Genomic DNA, 16,596 nt, shown 5'->3' on the forward strand with positions numbered 1-16,596 from the left:
GGCGCCGTTTGAGGCTCCCACGATTCGGAGGAGCAGCCTATGCAGTCAATTTCGACGATTGGTCTGGATATTGCGAAGTCGGTCTTTCAAGTGCATGGCGTCGATGGAACCGGTCAGGTGGTGATCCGCCGCCAGCTCAAGCGCCGTTTCGTGCTGTCCTTCTTTGAGAAGTTGTCGCCGTGCCTGGTAGGGATCGAGGCTTGCGCATCATCCCATTATTGGTCCCGCGAACTGCAGGCGTTGGGGCATACGGTGCGGTTGATGCCTCCCGCCTATGTGAAGCCCTACGTCAAGCGGCAGAAGAACGACACCACCGACGCCGAGGCGATTTGCGAAGCGGTCACGAGGCCAAACATGCGGTTCGTTCCGACCAAGACGGTCGAGCAACAGAGCGGCCTGATGCTTCATCGAGCGCGCCATCTCTTCATCCGCCAGCAGACTGCGGTCATCAATTCAATCCGCGCCTATCTTGCCGAGTTCGGGATTGTCGCTCCCGTTGGGCGCCGGGGTGTCGAGCAATTGCTGGAAGTCGTCGCCGATACAGCTGACCGCCGGCTCCCAGAGGTGGCCCGCGCATGTCTTGCGGCTCTCGGCAGTCAATTGCGGGCGCTGAAGGCCCAAATCCTGGAGTTCGACCGACGCATCATCGTCTGGCATCGATCAAGTGCGACGAGTAAACGGCTGGACGCGATCCCTGGCGTTGGGCCGGCGTTGGCGACAGCGCTGGTCGCGAGCGTTGCCGATGCCAAGACCTTTCGATCGGGTCGGGATTTCTCGGCCTGGGTTGGGCTCGTGCCGAAGCAGAACTCGAGCGGGGGCAAGGACAAGCTTGGCAGTATCAGCAAACAAGGTGATCGCTATTTGCGCAGCTTGTTCACAGCTGGCGCGCTCGCCGTGATCCGCTATGCCAAGATCCATGGCACACGGCATCGGCCCTGGCTTACGGAGCTACTGGCGCGTCGACCGACCAAGGTTGCTGCGATCGCGCTCGCCAACAAGATCGCCCGCATGGCATGGGCCATGATGGCCAGGGGTGAGCGCTACAGGGAGCCCGCCGCACTCGCGGCATGAAGGCATCGCGCCGGATATCCGGTGTGACGTAACGGTTGGAAGGGCGAACAGCACTTAATGCAGCGCCGGTCGATCCGGCGATCAGGACAACCCACATGGGCCATGGCATCTTCGAATGCGTGCTTTTGATCGGGACCTGATCCGCGGAGGGCATTATGGCCAGCGGTCATGTGAACCGCGCAAACAGGCCGAACACATGGCCGCTCCGACCAACGCCGCAAAGTGAAGATTCTCCTTGCCAACCAGGAGCCGTCCACACATGGCCCATCGCGAATTGCGCTGCCACCTGAACCTGCAAGGCCTGGCGCCGCTATCGTTCACCCGCGATAGGCGACGCAATCGATTTCCACCTTGCAGTCCACCACCATGCTCGACACCACGCATGCCCGCGCCGGCGGATGGACGCCGAAATATTCGGCAAAGACCTTGTTGAAGCTCTGAAAGTCTCTGGGATCGTCGAGCCAGACGCCGCAACGCACGACATCCTTGGGTTCAAAGCCGGCCTCGGCCAGAATGGCGAGCAGGTTGCGGATCGCCTTGTGCGATTGCGGGATGATGCCGCCCTCGATCACTTCGCCGTTCTCCATGGGCGTCTGCCCCGAGACGTAGAGCCAGCCGTTGGCCTCCACCGCGCGGGCAAAAGGAAGGTGCTGGCCGCCGGTGCCGGTGCCACCGGCCGCGCCATATCGTTTCAGCGTCATTGCATATCGTCCTGTGTGTGATGATTTTGATTTAGCGTCGAGCCATGGATGACGGTGCCGTCATCCGGCGATCAGGGCCCGGCCCGGACGCGCGAAGGTACTGCGTCCATCTGCGACCACGGCCTCGCCCGCGACGAACACCGAACGGATGCCCGCGGGCATTTCCGTCGGCGCCTCGAACGTCGCCTTGTCCATGATGGTATCGTCGAACAGGGTGAGATCCGCGGTCATGCCCGGCCGCAGGATGCCGCGGTCGGAAAGGCCGAAGCGCTGGGCAGGCATCGCGGTCATCCGCCGCACGGCATCTTCCAAGGTCATCCAGCCCTGCTCGCGCGTCAGCCGGCCGGCGACGCGCGGGAAACTGCCATAGGCGCGCGGATGCGGCTTGGTGCCCGGGCGCGGAATGCCGTCGGAGCCGACCATGTGCAGGCGATGGGTGAACGCTGCGCGCAGGTCGGCCTCATCGAGCTGGAACATGATGATGCCGGTCTGGCCCTGGTCTTCCTCGATGCACCGAACCATGAGATCGAAGGGCGAGATGCCGAGCTCGCGCGCGGCCTCGACCATCGATTTGCCCTCGAGCGGCTTCAGCGCGGGATTGCCGGTGCCGGAAATGCGCACGTTGTGCCAGCCGATCAGCACGATCTTGGACTGCGCGGCATGCGGATCGGGATCGCCCTCCTCCACCAGCACGCGAAGCGCCTCGCGCTTCAAGGGATCGCGCAGCCGCGCGCGCAGGGCGTCGATGCCACCCTCGAGCGCAGCCGGCGGCAGCAATTGCAGCATGTAGGAACTGCCGGCAGGATACGGATACATGTCGAAGGAGATATCGATCCCCTCCGCTCGCGCGGCCTCGAGCCGGTCGAGGGCTCTTGGAATGGCGCCCCAGTTCGGCTTTCCCGCCGACTGCAGATGCGACAGCAGCCCCGCCGCGCCGGAGGCGCGCAAGATCGCGATGAACTCGTCGATGGATTTCAGCAGGCCCGCTTCGTAACTGCGGATATGCGCCGTGAGCAGCTTTCCGTGAGCGCGAACGGTCGCTGCCAGCGCGCAAAGTTCATTGCTGTCGGCATACGCGCTCGGCGGATAGACGAGGCCGAGCGACAGGCCTGCGGCGCCCTGGCTGAGCTGCTGCGCAAGTAGCGCCTGCATGGCCGCGACCTCCTGGTCGGTTGCCGCGCGGCGTTCGTAACCGAGAACGGCGAGCCGGATCGCGGCATGCCCGACCAGGGAGACGAGATTGAGCGCTACGCCCGGCCCTTCCAGGGCCAGCCGGTAGCCGTCGAAACTGTCGAAGACTTCGTTCGCCCGGGTTTCACCGGCGAGTCCCGAGAAGTGCTGGCGCAGCATCTCTGCGGAGCTTGCGGTTGCCGGATAGAGCGAGAAGCAGCAATTGCCGACCACGAGCGTGGTCACACCTTGCAGCGCCTTCTCGGGCCGATCAGGCTCGCGCAGGCAGATCAGGTCGTCATGGCAGTGGGCGTCGATGAAGCCGGGCGCGAGATAGCATCCGCGCGCATCGATGATTTCGGCTCCGTCCGCAGGCAAGGAGACGCCGATCGCCGCGATGCGGCTGCCGCTGATGCGCAGATCGGCCTCGAACCACGGCGCGCCGGTGCCGTCGATCAGCCGCGCATTGCGGATGAGGGTATCCTTGCTTCTGCCCTGGTTCGGATCTCGGCTTGTAGTTTGGGGCATGCCCCTCTCCTCAGTGGACGGCCACGGCGTCTCGCAATGGCGCCTCTTCGAAATCCGGAATCGACTCGATCCGTCCCACACCACGACATAGAAGAAGATGCCGATCAGCAGCACGACGCCGGCGATCATGAAGGCACCGGCAAACGATTGCGTCCAGTCGACCACGATTCCGGTCACGATCGGCGCGAGGACGCCCATCATGTTGTTGGTGAAATTCAGAATGCCGCCAACCGTTCCCGCGCCGCCCTTGGGCGCGATCAGCGACACGATCGAGGACCCGACGGGCGCCGCCGCGGACAGCCCCGAGATCGCGATCGACAGCCACAGCAGCGCCCAGCCCGGCTTCACGGTGAACGCGGCGCCGATCACGGCGAGCCCCATCAGCATGCCGACGATGATCACCGACTGGCGCACCCTCGTGCTGTCGTAGCCGCGGGCAATCAGGTGATCCACCAGGAACCCGCCGATCAGGAGGTCCGACAGCGTCGCGAAAATCCAGGGGATCGTCGAATAGCCCGCGGCCGACATGAGATTCATGTGCATGGTCTGGGCGAGATAGCCCGGCAGCCAGGTGAGGAAGAGATAGAAAGTGTAGCCATAGGCCGAGAACCCGATGGTCAGCCCCCAGACCTTGCGGTTGCGCAAGAGGTAGCCGAGCATGCGGCTCTGCCCCGCCGTGGCCGGGCCTTCCGGCGTGCCGCCGCCGGCGACGATGTAGTCATGCTCCGCCCTGGAAAGCTTCGGATCCTCGCTCGGATTTCGATAGATGACGTAGTAAGCGACGAAATACAAAAAGCTCAGTAGCGCCGTGACGCCGAAGCCCCAGCGCCAGCCGTAGAGATAGATCACATAGGCGACCAGCGGCACGCCGATCACGTTGGAGAACTTGGCGGCGGAATCGAAGATCGCCGTCGATCGCGCGCGCTCGTCGAGCGGAAACCAGTGGCCGGTCGCCTTCTGACTTGCCGGAAACGCCGGCGCTTCGGCGACCCCGAGCAAGAGGCGCGCGGCGGCGATACCCCAAAGTCCGCTGGCGAGCGCGGTGATGGTGGCGGCGACCGCCCAGAGGAAGCTGCTGGCACGGCCGACCGTGGTGACGCCGAAGCGGTCGAGCACCATGCCGCCGGGGACTTGCAGCAGCGAATAGGTCCAGAAGAACGCGCTGCCGAGCAGACCGATGTCGGTGGCGGTGAGGCCCAGCTCCCTGGTGAGCTCGGGCGTGGCGGCGGAGAGCCCGACACGATCGATGTAGTTGATGAGGATTCCGACGCCGAGGAGACAACCGATCAACCAGCGTCGCCCGGGTACTTGTTGGCTTGCCTTCGCCATTTCGAATCCTCCCGCGAAAGAACGCGCGATCAAGTCCTTCGTCCCGCCGGAATACGGAACTGAGAGAACCTCGCCGCGCTGGGTGCTGTTGATGTCTCTTATAGTGGACAACTTTATCTTATAGCGTCATGCTAGATGCCGACGCCGTGATGTCAAGTCCAGACATTTCCGGACCGCCTCACCTGAATGCGTCGCGCGCACGCGGCAGGGACCGCGCGAGGACGGCCACGAAACGGTGCGCCTGCGCCGCCTGTCGGCTCGGCTCAGTGACGATCTGAGAGTTCAGTTGCGGTGGCGACCAGGTCGTCGAGCAGCTCGGTCCTACGCTTGTTCGGCGAGTCCGCCGGAATGACGAAGCAAAGGGTCGCGACCGCGATCCCCTTCTTGTCGCGGATGGGCGCGGCTAGACACGACGTAAACCGGTCGGACAGCGCCGTCGTGACGCATCTGCCTTCGCGCCTCGCGCGCGCGACATCCTTGATGAAATCACCGACATCGAGCAGTCGGCCGTCCGGAAGGCGAAAATCCTCTTTCGGAACGAACGCACGAATCTCCGAAGGGCTCATGTGATCCAGCAGCAACCTGCCGGATGCAGTCCACGGCAGCGGCACCTCGATGCCGACATCCGTGGTGATCCGGAACAGGCCCGACCCGTCCCTGGTATCGACCACCACGTATTTGCGGCCACGCAGCGCGCAGAGTTGCGCGGTCGCGCTGTGCTGGGTCGCGAGCCGGTCGAGGGCTTCGCGGCATCGGCGATGCAGGGGATTGGCCTCCGCATAGGCCCGACCGTAGAGATGCACCGCCTTGCCGAAATAGACCTGACCGCCCTCGCCGACGCTTTCCAGCAGGTCCGCCTCGATCAGGCGGTTGGCGATGGCATAGACCGTCGAGCGCGGCGCGCCCATTTGCTTCGCGAGGTCGCTGAGTTTGGAGGGGGCACGCAAATGCAGCAGCGCTTCCAGGAGATCGATGGTCCGATCAATCCCGTTCTGGCGTTCCGCAGGCTCAGCCCCCTTTTTGGATGCGGCCAAACTTCACACGTCCTTTCATCAGCTTCGCGCCCGCGGTTTTTGGCACAAACCGCACCGGCAGTATAGTGTATCCGGCCTCCCCGCATACAGGACCAGCTTGTCAATCGAGGCTCGATGGAAACTAGCGCAGCGGCAGCAGATCGAGCTGGTTCTGCGCCCTCTTGACGACTGTGGCAAACCAGCTCTGGCTCGGCGCCGCCTTGGCGAAGCACTGGGTGAAGGCCGTCATCGCATTGTCTTCGCGGGTCATGTCGCCCCGCGGGTCCTTCTTGTCGACGGGCTTTGCCATCATCTGCTTAAAGACCTTCTCGCAGGCCGGGATCGGGGCCGTCTTCACGGCGTCCGATGTGGCGACAAAGAAAACCTTCCCGCCCTGGATCACGACGACGTCGATTTCATCAGGCGGTCCCTTCAGATCGCCATTGCCGCGCACGCCCAGCACGGCGAACGCTGCACTCGCGGTCGCGGGCTTTGTGATCGGCAGCTCCGCATATTTGGCGAAGGCGGAGTCCTGGATCGCAGCGTAGTAGAAGTGGTCTGACCTGAACGCGGCGCTGATCTCCTGCGGCATGCCGTCCTCGCGGTGTTCGCGAAGCCAGTGCTCGAGCAGCGCGCTGGTCGTGACCACGACTTGCGTCTTGTCGCCTTCGGAGGCGAAAGCGAGCCCATCGAGATGGCCGAAACCCGAGTCACCCTTGTAGAGCGTGTCGACGTTGGACGTTGCCTCCGTCGGTAGCCCCTTGATCGTGATCGGCCCCACCAGGCCACGCAACACGTCTGCCAACTCCTTGAGAGCCGTATCGTGCTGCTTGTAAGTCTCCTCGTTCTCCGCAGCCTTCGAGAACTTCGCGATGTAGCGATCGCGCAGTTCGAGGTAGTGCTGCTCAGGCCCGGCCGCTTTCGCGTTCGTGGCGAACACGAGCAGGCAAAGCAAGGCAAGCCACTTCATGGGGATCCCGCGGGGGAGGAGCTGTCACCAGTCTTTGTGCTGGCGTCCGGCGGGAAGGTTCATGTTCGGAGGCGCGACTGGACCGGCCGTCGCCCCCTCGCCTAGCTCGCGTGACAGCACGATCCGCCGCCGGTGCCTTTCTGGTCGCCGGCGAGGACGCTGCGGCTGTTGCGGTCCGGCGGGATGTCGCCGGCCGCGTTTGCCGCGAAGAAGCCGGTCGGCTTCAGCATGAAGCCGGCATATTCGACCGGCATGATCGGAAAGTCCTCGGGCTTGCAGACATGGGTATGGCCGAAGGAGTGCCAGACCACGATGTCGGCGTTCTCGATGTTGCGGTTCTGTGCGGCGTAGCGCGGCAGGCCGTCGCCGCCGGCGTGGACGTTGGGATAGTCGCCGCTGGCGTATTTCTCAGCCGGGTCGAACGCCGTGACCCAGACATGCCTGGTGGCGAATCCGCCTCGCCTGCGCACGTAGCTGCCCTCCTGCGCCAGCATCAGCGGGCTCGGATTGACCACGAGCTTGTAGGCCGGCGCGCCGCCGACGGAGTTGGTCTCGTTCGGATTGCTGATCTTCCAGAAGCGACCGGTCTCACCGTTGGCAATTGCGGCCGCATCTCGCTCGCGCGATAGCACGCGCGTCGTCGTATCGAACACGTTGCCATGCGGATTGTCGTGGCCCCAGGGCCGCGGCACGAACTCGTGCTCGGTGACGGTGTTGCCGCCGCCATCGAGATCCATGTGCAGGCGCACGTTGAAGAAGTGCTGGTGCGTCGGGCCGCCCAGATTGTCGTCGACCATGCCGCCCCAGCGATAACTTTCGCCGGGCCTGACGGCCGCGGTCTGGATGATGCCGGTCAGTTTTGTCTCGAGCTGGATCGTGCCGTCCTGGTAGAGATACCAGTAGAAGCCGTAGTCGTAATTGCCGACGGTCGCGAAGAACGAGATGACGAGGCGCCGGGAGCGCCGGACTTCGAACAGGCCGTTGCGGAATTCGTAGTGTTTCCAGGCAATTCCGTAGTCCTCTTCATGCATGCAGATGGCGTTCTGCATGATGAATGGCTCGCCCTTGCTGTCGGCTGCCGGCACGTCGAAATAGTGGATGTTGCCGAGGCAGTCGCAGCCGAGCTCCAGCGCATTGGCGAGCATGCCGAGCCCGTATTCGCCGGCATCGAACGCCGATTTCCAGAAATGGTTGGCGGTCGGGTCGGCATAGGGCACCACCATCTCGGTGACGCTGGCGCGATGGATCAGCGAACGCTTGCGCTCGCCGTCCTGGTAGGCGAGCTGATGCAGCACCAGGCCTTCGCGCGGCGTGAAGCCGACGCGAAAGCTCCACTTCTGCCAGTCGACCTTCCAGCCATCGACGCGGAAGCTCGCGCCCTCCGGCTGCTCGATATGCAGCGGCTTGATGTCGGCGCGCGGGTTCCTGGTTTCGTGAGCACCGTAGTTGCGCTTCTTGCGCGGGATCGGCACGATCGGGTCTTCGTCGGTGAGGTCGATGACCCTGCCCCCGATCAGGTCGACGACCGCGACCACGCCCTCGATCGGATGGGCGTAGCCGTTGTCCTGCGGATGCTCGCGAAAATAGCTGACGGCACGCACGATGCGCGCGCCGCGCTCGAACGCCTTGTCGAAGAAGCCGGAGGAGAACGGATCGACCTGGACGAGCTCGATATCGTTGTCGCTAAGCCCGCGCCGATGCATCGCCGCGCGCCAGCCGGGATCGGCCTTCACCACGGCCTCGCACTTGAAGAACTCCTCCAGCATCACCGACGGCTGCCCGTACGGCGCCTCGCGGTTCGGAACGAGCTTGCGCACTACGATCTCGCCACGGCTGAGATCGACGACGTGCTCGATCGCCTCGCCGTTCTGCACATCCAGCGTCAGCACGAAAGCGCGGCGGGGCAGGCTTGCCCCGCCCACTGCCAGCTGCTGCTTGGTCGGCTCTTCCAGCCGCACCGTCGGGAAGCGGCAGGCCTCAGGCGACGTGGACGCCGCACGCACCAGCGTGCAGGCCGCTGTGATTTCTTCGGCCGTCAGCGGATCGAGCGGCTGCGGTATGGCGGACTGCGCCGGCGATTTGGCTTTGACGGTATCGAGCATGACGATGTCCGAAGCTCAGCGCGAGTCGAGATGCACGGTGATGGTGCGGAACGCGGCGAGCCAGCGATGGTCGAGCGGAACGTCCATCGCCTTCGGCTGCGTCGCCAGCTTGACGATGACGGTGTCGGAGGCCGCATCGACATAGAGCCACTGGCCGTGGATGCCGATCCCGGCGAGATCGTTGCGCGAGGGATCGATCGTGTACCATTTGCTGCGGTAGCGGGCGCCCGGGAAGATGTCGGCGAGGTCGCCGTCGGCCCAGGCCTTGTGATCGCCGTTCTCGTGGATGTCGTCGATCCACCAACCCGGCACGACCTGTCGCCCGCCAACCACGCCGTGGCAGCGGATCATCTCGCCGAAGCGGATCAAGTCGCGCGCGGTGACGGAGAGGCCGCCGGCGATGCGGCCCATGCCGTGGCTGTCGAGCGTCATGGAGGCATCCTCCTCTGCGCCCATCGGCTGCCAGAGATATTCGGACAGGATGCGCGGGTATGGCATGCCGCAGGCGCGCTCATAGACCCAGCCGAGCACCTCGGTATTGGTCGAGACGTAATGGAACACCTTGCCGTGCGGCTTCCCCGTCCCGCGCAGCGTCGTGAGGTAAGCCCGCTGGTGGCCGGCCTCGACGCCCGGGGGCGGCACGTCCCAGCCGGACGAAAAGCGATAGCGCGCGACGTCGCCAGCCGGGTCTTCGTAATCCTCCTCGAACTGGATCGCGACCGCCATGTCGAGGACGTTGCGGACGGTGCAGGTGCCATAGACGGACCTCTCGAGCTCCGGCACGTAGCGGACCACTCTCGCCTCGGGATCGACCAGCCCACGCGCGGCCAGAACGCCGCCGAGCGTGCCGGCAATCGATTTGCTGATGGAGCAGATCAGATGCGGCGTGGTCGCGGTCATGCCGTCGCCGTACCATTCGTGGATCAGCGTGCCCCGGTGCATCACGAGCAGCGCATCGGCAAAGGTCTCGCGGAGCGTGGCTTCGACGGTGGTGGGGTTGCCGTCGGGCGCCGTGAAGCCGAGCTTTGTCAGCTCACGCGGCGCGCTTACGATCGGCGTCGGTTGTGACGAGCGGCGAACCTCCGCGGTCGGAAGCACCTCGCGGGTGTGGGTAAAGCCCCAGCGGATCGCGGGAAAGCTGCGCCAATTCGCGCGTGTCACCTGGCCCTCGGGCGCAGCTGGGCTGCCGCGCATGATCTCGGTTGGTCGCATCTCGATCCTCCGCAAGGCAATCCCGCCCCCGATGCCGGGAATGGATGGGACGAAAGACTGCACCCGGACGCGACCGGGCGTTATCGAGATCCGGCAATATTTTGCTGGACACCGGCTACCGCCATGCCAGTCTGGCGCGGTCCTTGTTGGTTCGCTGGCCAGAACATTTCGAGCGTTGTCATGGCCTTGGACACGACTCTTCCGACGCCGCCTTCGGCTGCCTGCCTGCTCCAGGCCAGCAGCACGGACGTCGATGAGCATTGTGCCGCGCTCGGCCGCTGGCGGCTCAATTACGACCAGATCAGCGCTGGTGCGTTCGCTGGCAGTTTCACGCAGCTCTCGCTGCCGCGCGTCGAGGTGTTCCGCGAGGTCACCAGCCAGCAGGTTCGCCAATACGGCCAGCTCGGCGCCGGCAGTCTTGGCATCGGCCTGCCCTGGCACGCCACTGGCGAGGTCAATTGCAATGGCGCCAGCGTCGCGGGCGCGCAGGTCATCGCCTGCATCGATGCCGAAGTCGACATGTGCACACCGAAGGCGTTTGAGTTGCGCGGTGTCGTCACCAGCGCCGCGCTGATCGAGGAGCTAGCCGCGCGGCTCGACATCGCGGTGCCGCGTGCCGTCTGGCACCAGCTCTCCGTGATCGAGATGGCCGAGGCGCCATTCGCGCGGCTGCGCGACCATCTCGTCGCGATCCACGACACCATCACCGCCGTACCGGAGCGGTTCGACGATCCAGTGGCGCAACAGGTGCTGGAGGACGCCCTCCTCGTCGAGATCATGGATATGTTGCCGACGGCGCGTCCGAGCGATCCCGGACGCAGCGCCGTGGCGCGCAAGCGGACCGTCGAGCGTGCGCGCGAACTGATGCATGGCAGCGGCGATCGCTCGCTCTCACTTTTGGAGGTGTGCAAGGCGGTCGGCGCCAGCCCGCGCAAGCTCGGCTATAGCTTCCAGGAGGTCTTGGGCACGAGCCCGATGCATTATTGGCGCGCGATGCGGCTGAACCGCGTGCGCCGCGATCTCAAGCGTTGCGATGGCACCAAGGCTTCCGTCTACGACGTCGCTGTCCGGCACGGCTTCTGGCACTTCAGCCAGTTCTCGCTCGACTACAAGCGCCACTTCTCCGAGTTGCCCTCGGAGACCCTGCGGCGCGCCAGGCGAGCCGCCTGACCCGCAGCCGAGTGTCTACCAGGTCGGCAGATACGTCCCCTTGAACCGCTTCTCGAGAAACTCCTTAACCGGTGTGGAGTGGTAGGCCTCGATCAATTGCTTGACCCAGGGCTTGTCCTTGTCCTCCTCGCGGACGGCGAGGATGTTGACCCAGGGGCCGTCGGCGTTCTCACGCGCGATCGCATCGACTGCCGGATTGAGGCCGGCCTGCACTGCGTAATTGTTGTTGATCGAGACGAGGTCGACATCCTGGAGCGAGCGCGGAAGCTGGGCGGCGTCCAGCTCGACGAAACGGAGCTTCTTGGGATTGTCGGTAATGTCGGCAATGGTCGAGGTGACGTCGTTGGGATCCCTCAGCTTGATCACGCCGTGCAGCGCCAGAATCATTAACCCGCGCGCGCCGTTGGAGGGATCGTTGGCGATCGCGACGCGGGCGCCGTCCGGCAGGTCGGAGGGCTTCTTGTACTTCAGCGAATAGACGCCCTGCGGCGAGCCGATCGTGGTTGCGACCTTGACGATCTTCCAGCCGGTCTTGGAAATCTGGTTCTTCAGGTAGGGCTCATGTTGGAACGAGTTCGCTTCGAGGTCCTTCAGTGCCAGCGCCTGGTTCGGAATTACATAGTCGGTGAACTCGACCACCTTGATGTCGAGGCCGCGCTCGGCGCCGACCTTCTTCACGACATCCATGATCTCGGCGTGGGGACCCGCGGTCACCCCGACCCGGATGGTTTCGGCCTGCGCAGGGCCGGCCAGCAGAATCGCGGCAGCCACGATCGTCACGAGAAAACGCATCAATGTCTCCGATGTCAGGAAAGCTTACGTCAGCGGTGGCGCAGCCGGCGATTGACCCGGCGTGCCAGATAGTCGCCCGCGCTCTGAACGAGCTGCACAAGCGCGATCAGCACCACGACGACGGCCAGCATCATCTCAGGCATGAAGCGCTGGTAGCCGTAGCGGATGCCGAGATCGCCGAGGCCGCCGCCGCCGACCGCGCCGACCATGGCGGAGTAGCCGAGCAGGCTGACCACCGCGAGCGTGAGCGCCAGCAACAGGCCCGGCAGCGCCTCGGGGATCAGCACCTTGAACACGATCTGGAGCGGCGAGGCACCGAACGAGGACGCGGTCTCGATCAGCCCGGCATCGACCTCGCGGATCGCGGCTTCCACCAGGCGCGCGATGAACGGCGTCGAGGCGATCGTCAGCGGCACGATTGCCGCGGTCGATCCGATCGAGGTGCCGGCGATGAGCCGCGTGAACGGGATGATGGCCACGACCAGGATGATGAAAGGCGTCGAGCGAGTCGCATTGACGATGATGCCGAGCACCGCGTTGACCGCAGGCGCCGCGAACAGCTCGCCTTTGCGGCTGGTCGCGAGGAAGACGCCGATCGGCAGGCCGAAAACCGTCCCGAGCAGCGCCGCTACCCCGACCATGAACAGGCTCTCGCCGGTGGCCTGGATGATCAGGTTGATGAGTTCAGGCGACATAGCCGAGCCGCTCCGCGGAAATCTGTTGCAGGGAGAGGAAGGAGAGCGCGCGCCCGGCCGCGGCTTCGCCGCCGGGAATGCCCAGGGTCAGCGAACCGACATGCTGACCGCCGATCTCGTCGATCCGCGCCGACAGCAGCGATACGTCGAGGCCGAGCTCGCGCGCCAGCCGCGCGACCAGCGTATCGCCGGCCCCGGCGCCGCGCACCTGGACGCGGATGACCGCGTGCCCGCCCGTGAGCGGTTCCGGCACGATCCGGCTCGCCAGTGACACCGGCAGGCTGTCGCCGATCACCTCGGCCAGGAAGGATTGCGTGATCGGGTGCTGCGGATGGGTGAAGATGTCGGCGACATGGCCCTTCTCGACCACGTGGCCGCTGTCGAGCACGACGACTTCCTTCGCGAGCTGGCGAACGACGGACATCTCGTGGGTGATCAGCACGATGGTCACACCGAGCTCGCGGTTGATGTTCGCGAGCAGATCGAGGATCGCACGCGTGGTCTGCGGATCGAGCGCCGAGGTCGCCTCGTCCGACAACAGCACGCTCGGCCGGGTCGCCAGCGCACGCGCGATGCCGACGCGCTGCTTCTGGCCGCCGGAGAGCTCTGATGGATAGCGGTCGTGCTTGTCGGCGATCCCGACCAGCGCGAGCAGCTCGGCGACGCGCGCCTTGATCTCGGCGTTCGGCCAGCCGGCGATCTCCAGCGGTAGCGCGATGTTGGCAGCCGCGGTCCGCGACGACAGCAGGTTGAAGTGCTGGAATATCATCCCGATCGAACGCTGCGCCAGCCGCAGCTCGTGGCCGGCCAGCGCCGAGATATCGCGGCCATCGACGACGACGCGGCCCGTGGTCGGCTTCTCCAGTCCGTTGATCAGACGAACGAGACTCGACTTGCCGGCGCCCGAGCGGCCGATTACGCCCGTGATCGACCCGCGCGGGATTGCGAAGTCGATGCCTTGCAGCGCGTTGACGCCGGGCTTGCCGCGATAGGCCGGATAGATCTTCGAAATGCTTTCGAACCGGACCATCGGATCCGTCTCGGCCGCGGCGGGTGAAACTGCCTCACGAGGATCAATCGGCTGTCCGATCGCCAGTGATTGGTGCGCGTTCATTTCTTTCACAGCAGATCGCCCGCTCGCATGCCACGCGGCGCACGAGGGGTAGTCGCTTCAGGCGACGGGGAAACATGGGGGCAGACGGTTCCAAGGGAAACGCTGCACTGCAGCACGCACCATCGCGCGTTCGCGGCCGCCTTGCAATTTCAGATATTTGCGGGGTGGTGGAGAAAGCTTTCCCGATCCCTCTCCTCGGAAGAAAATTCATCTGCGCAAGGGTCGCCTCCGCCCGCTACCGGACCAGCTGCAGCCAGGGCAGCACGACCAAGAGCAGTCCTGCGAAATAGATCAGGCCGAAGATCAGGCCAAAGCTCCAGAACTGGCCTTTGCCGATATAGCCGCTGCCGAAATACATCGGCGCGGGTCCCGTCGCGTAAGGCGAGATCACGCCCATGAGGCCGAGCGAATACATGCAGAGCATGGCGAGCGTTACGACCGGCATCTCGGCGATGCCCGAGCCGACCGCGAGCACCACAGGCAGCACCGCGGCCGCATGCGAAGTGATGCTCGAGAAGAAATAGTGGATCCAGAAGAACAGCGCGACCAGCAGGATCATGGCAGTCGACGGCGACAGCCCGGCCAGCGGCTTTGCATATTCGGTGGCAAACCATTTGATGAAGCCGATCTCGTTGAGACCCGAAGCGAGCGTCAAGAGCGAGGTGAAGTAGAAAAACACCTCCCAGGCGCTCTTCTCGGCGACGATGTCGGCGAACTCGATCACGCCCGTGACCAGCATCAGCGAGATCACGATGAAGACGACGGTGGTGGCGTTGACGAAGTTGGAGCCGAGCAAGGGTACGTGGATGTCCGGGCTCGAGCCTGCGATCCACAGGAACATCGCGAGCACGATCAGCGCCAGCATGATCCATTCGTTGCGCGACATCGGGCCCATGCCCGCGAGCTCCTTCGCTGCCCATTCGGAGATCTCCGGGCTCCGCTTCACCTCCGGACGGCATACGAGATAGCTGAGCAGCGGGACGAGCAGCATCAGAAGGATGCCGAGCGGCGCGAAGCCGATGAACCACTGGCTCCAGCTGATCTCGACCCCGACCGTCCTCTTGGCGATCGCGAGCGCCGCCGCATTGGGCGCCAGCGCGGTGAAGAACAGCGAGCTCGTGACAGCGGTCGCGGCAAAGGCGGTCCACATCACATAGGTGCCGATCTTGCCGGCGGTCGGTCCCGGCTCGGAGCCGTAGATGCGCGGGATGTTGCTGATGATGGGATAGACGATGCCGCCGCTGCGCGCCGTGTTGGATGGTGTCGCCGGTGCGAGCAGGAAGTCCGACATCGCGACCGCATAGCCGAGGCCGAGCGTATTGCTGCCGAGGCGTTGTACCAGCACGAGCGCGATGCGTCGTCCGAGCGCGCTCTTGCGATAGCCGATCGAGAACACGAAGGCGCCGACGATCAGCCACACCGTGCTCTCGGCAAACCCCGCCAACATCCAGCGCAGCGATTTGGTCGGGTCGGCTTCGATATAGCCGCTGACGCCCGCGACGGTGAGCCCGATCAGGCCGACCGCGCCGACCGGCATCGATTCCAGGATGAGGCCGGTGATGACCGCCGCGAAGACTGCAAAATAGTGCCACTGATTGACATTGAGCCCCGGAGGGACCGGCCACAGATAGATCGCGAGCCACACCACGAGTGGCGCGAGCTGTTTCCAACTAAATCGTTTCGCCTCAGGCGCCTGCGAGCTGGCGGTCATCGGCCCTCCCCTCCAATTTTCACGGCATTCTGTACCGGCCGGTTGGCCCAGCGCTTTTGTCCCTGTCGCGGCGTATACGAACTGTCCGCGGTGCGATCAATGGCCTCGCCTGACGTTCTACCGTCCCTTGAACCGCGGCTTGCGGCGGGTCAGGAACGCCTCCACGCCCTCCTTGTGGTCCTCGGTGAGACTTGCGAGCGCGAACTGGTCGACGTCCATGTGGCTTGCGAGATCGTCCAGCGCATGCGCGAGGCGGTTGACGGTGAGCTTGGTCATGGCGACCGAGAGCGGCGGCTGGGCGGCGACCTTCCAGGCCAGATCCATGGCGGCATCGAACGCCTTGCCAGGATCGACCACCTGCTCCACCAGACCCCATTCATAGGCCTCGTCCGCCGAGATGCGCTGGTCGGCCAGGATCACCGCCTGCTTGGTGCGGGCCGGCCCGATCAGGTGCAGCATGCGCGGGATACTCTGCCAGCTCATGTTCATGCCGAGCCCGATCTCGGGCACGCGCAGATGTGCATCGCTGCCCATGACGCGGAAGTCCAGGGCCACGGCGAGCGCCACGCCGCCGCCGATGCAAAAGCCTTCGATGGCCGCGATCGTGATCTGCTCCATCTCCTGCCACGCCTGGGTCAGGCGCGGTCCGAGTTTCAGGTGCCTGCGCAACGTGCCGAGATCCATGTCCTTGCGCGAGCGGCCTTCCGCGTCCTTCAGGTCGAAGCCGGCGCTGAAGCAATCCGTGTTTCCCGTCAGCACCACGACGGAGGTCACAGCGTCATCCTCGAAGCTGCGCGCGGCTGCGGTGAGCTGCCGCAGCGCCTCCGGCGACAGCGCGTTGATGCCATCGCCGCGGTCGAACCGCACGATTGCGATGCGCCCCTCGGGGCCATGGCCCTTCTCGATCTTCACGAAGTTCGTCACCGGGCGCCTCCAAAGCAAGTTTGTGCCGATGCTAGCGCACAAACGGCGTCACGAATACGCGTCCGGATTGCGCTGCAACGAAGGCTCGACAGGC

General features: G+C 64.7%; 13 protein-coding genes. 2 read left to right on the forward strand and 11 right to left on the reverse strand.

Going from position 1 to position 16,596, the window contains the following annotated elements:
• Window positions 1-39 precede the first annotated feature (39 nt).
• Window positions 40-1,071, forward strand: coding sequence for an IS110 family transposase (locus K289_RS0134460; protein WP_027555619.1), 1,032 nt, complete (start codon window positions 40-42; stop codon window positions 1,069-1,071).
• A 317-nt stretch (window positions 1,072-1,388) separates the two neighbouring features.
• Here K289_RS0134460 and K289_RS0134465 read toward each other — a convergent pair whose 3' ends face one another.
• The 6 genes from K289_RS0134465 to K289_RS0134495 form a co-directional block, all read right to left on the reverse strand.
• Entirely contained in the window at window positions 1,389-1,772 is a 384-nt protein-coding gene (locus K289_RS0134465; protein WP_027555620.1) for a RidA family protein, read from the reverse strand.
• Window positions 1,773-1,832: 60 nt separating this feature from the next.
• Window positions 1,833-4,760 carry an MFS transporter gene (locus tag K289_RS51860; RefSeq protein ID WP_198024824.1) on the reverse strand — a complete coding sequence of 976 codons (2,928 nt, stop codon included), beginning with the start codon at window positions 4,758-4,760 and terminating at the stop codon, window positions 1,833-1,835.
• Between the two features lie 302 nt (window positions 4,761-5,062).
• A complete protein-coding gene (locus tag K289_RS0134480; protein WP_051311103.1) occupies window positions 5,063-5,833 on the reverse strand; it encodes an IclR family transcriptional regulator in 771 nt (256 codons plus the stop codon).
• A gap of 121 nt (window positions 5,834-5,954) precedes the next feature.
• Complete coding sequence (locus K289_RS0134485; RefSeq protein WP_027555622.1) at window positions 5,955-6,782, reverse strand: hypothetical protein; 828 nt, start codon at window positions 6,780-6,782, stop codon at window positions 5,955-5,957.
• A gap of 101 nt (window positions 6,783-6,883) precedes the next feature.
• Window positions 6,884-8,884, reverse strand: coding sequence for a primary-amine oxidase (locus K289_RS0134490; protein WP_027555623.1), 2,001 nt, complete (start codon window positions 8,882-8,884; stop codon window positions 6,884-6,886).
• A 15-nt stretch (window positions 8,885-8,899) separates the two neighbouring features.
• Complete coding sequence (locus K289_RS0134495) at window positions 8,900-10,096, reverse strand: serine hydrolase (RefSeq protein WP_027555624.1); 1,197 nt, start codon at window positions 10,094-10,096, stop codon at window positions 8,900-8,902.
• A gap of 180 nt (window positions 10,097-10,276) precedes the next feature.
• Here K289_RS0134495 and K289_RS0134500 point away from each other — a divergent pair, with 180 nt between their 5' ends.
• Window positions 10,277-11,266: a helix-turn-helix domain-containing protein gene (locus K289_RS0134500; RefSeq protein ID WP_027555625.1), complete on the forward strand. Its 990-nt coding sequence runs from the start codon at window positions 10,277-10,279 to the stop codon at window positions 11,264-11,266.
• A 15-nt stretch (window positions 11,267-11,281) separates the two neighbouring features.
• On the opposite strand, the gene K289_RS0134505 is transcribed toward K289_RS0134500, so the two are convergent.
• From K289_RS0134505 to K289_RS0134525, 5 genes are all read right to left on the reverse strand, one after another.
• On the reverse strand, window positions 11,282-12,058 hold the full coding sequence (locus K289_RS0134505; protein ID WP_027555626.1) for a MetQ/NlpA family ABC transporter substrate-binding protein: 777 nt from the start codon (window positions 12,056-12,058) through the stop codon (window positions 11,282-11,284).
• Window positions 12,059-12,087: 29 nt separating this feature from the next.
• Window positions 12,088-12,753 carry a methionine ABC transporter permease gene (locus K289_RS0134510; protein ID WP_027555627.1) on the reverse strand — a complete coding sequence of 222 codons (666 nt, stop codon included), beginning with the start codon at window positions 12,751-12,753 and terminating at the stop codon, window positions 12,088-12,090.
• A complete protein-coding gene (locus tag K289_RS0134515; protein WP_027555628.1) occupies window positions 12,743-13,867 on the reverse strand; it encodes a methionine ABC transporter ATP-binding protein in 1,125 nt (374 codons plus the stop codon). Before K289_RS0134515 ends, K289_RS0134510 begins: the two co-directional genes overlap by 11 nt.
• 235 nt (window positions 13,868-14,102) lie before the next feature.
• Window positions 14,103-15,578: a DASS family sodium-coupled anion symporter gene (locus K289_RS0134520; RefSeq protein ID WP_027555629.1), complete on the reverse strand. Its 1,476-nt coding sequence runs from the start codon at window positions 15,576-15,578 to the stop codon at window positions 14,103-14,105.
• A 117-nt stretch (window positions 15,579-15,695) separates the two neighbouring features.
• Window positions 15,696-16,502 (reverse strand): enoyl-CoA hydratase/isomerase family protein, encoded by an 807-nt coding sequence (locus tag K289_RS0134525; RefSeq protein ID WP_027555630.1) that lies wholly within the window; start codon window positions 16,500-16,502, stop codon window positions 15,696-15,698.
• Between the last annotated feature and the right edge of the window lie 94 nt (window positions 16,503-16,596).

This window comes from Bradyrhizobium sp. Cp5.3 (assembly GCF_000426265.1).
Lineage (GTDB): Bacteria > Pseudomonadota > Alphaproteobacteria > Rhizobiales > Xanthobacteraceae > Bradyrhizobium > Bradyrhizobium neotropicale.

Bases quoted from the DNA above. Each gene is read 5' to 3' on its own strand.
- K289_RS0134460 (WP_027555619.1), top strand. From the start codon at position 40: ATGCAGTCAATTTCGACGATTGGTCTGGATATTGCGAAGTCGGTCTTT.
- K289_RS0134465 (WP_027555620.1), bottom strand. From the start codon at position 1,772: ATGACGCTGAAACGATATGGCGCGGCCGGTGGCACCGGCACCGGCGGC.
- K289_RS0134485 (WP_027555622.1), bottom strand. From the start codon at position 6,782: ATGAAGTGGCTTGCCTTGCTTTGCCTGCTCGTGTTCGCCACGAACGCG.
- K289_RS0134490 (WP_027555623.1), bottom strand. From the start codon at position 8,884: ATGCTCGATACCGTCAAAGCCAAATCGCCGGCGCAGTCCGCCATACCG.
- K289_RS0134495 (WP_027555624.1), bottom strand. From the start codon at position 10,096: ATGCGACCAACCGAGATCATGCGCGGCAGCCCAGCTGCGCCCGAGGGC.
- K289_RS0134500 (WP_027555625.1), top strand. From the start codon at position 10,277: ATGGCCTTGGACACGACTCTTCCGACGCCGCCTTCGGCTGCCTGCCTG.
- K289_RS0134505 (WP_027555626.1), bottom strand. From the start codon at position 12,058: ATGCGTTTTCTCGTGACGATCGTGGCTGCCGCGATTCTGCTGGCCGGC.
- K289_RS0134510 (WP_027555627.1), bottom strand. From the start codon at position 12,753: ATGTCGCCTGAACTCATCAACCTGATCATCCAGGCCACCGGCGAGAGC.
- K289_RS0134515 (WP_027555628.1), bottom strand. From the start codon at position 13,867: ATGAACGCGCACCAATCACTGGCGATCGGACAGCCGATTGATCCTCGT.
- K289_RS0134520 (WP_027555629.1), bottom strand. From the start codon at position 15,578: ATGACCGCCAGCTCGCAGGCGCCTGAGGCGAAACGATTTAGTTGGAAA.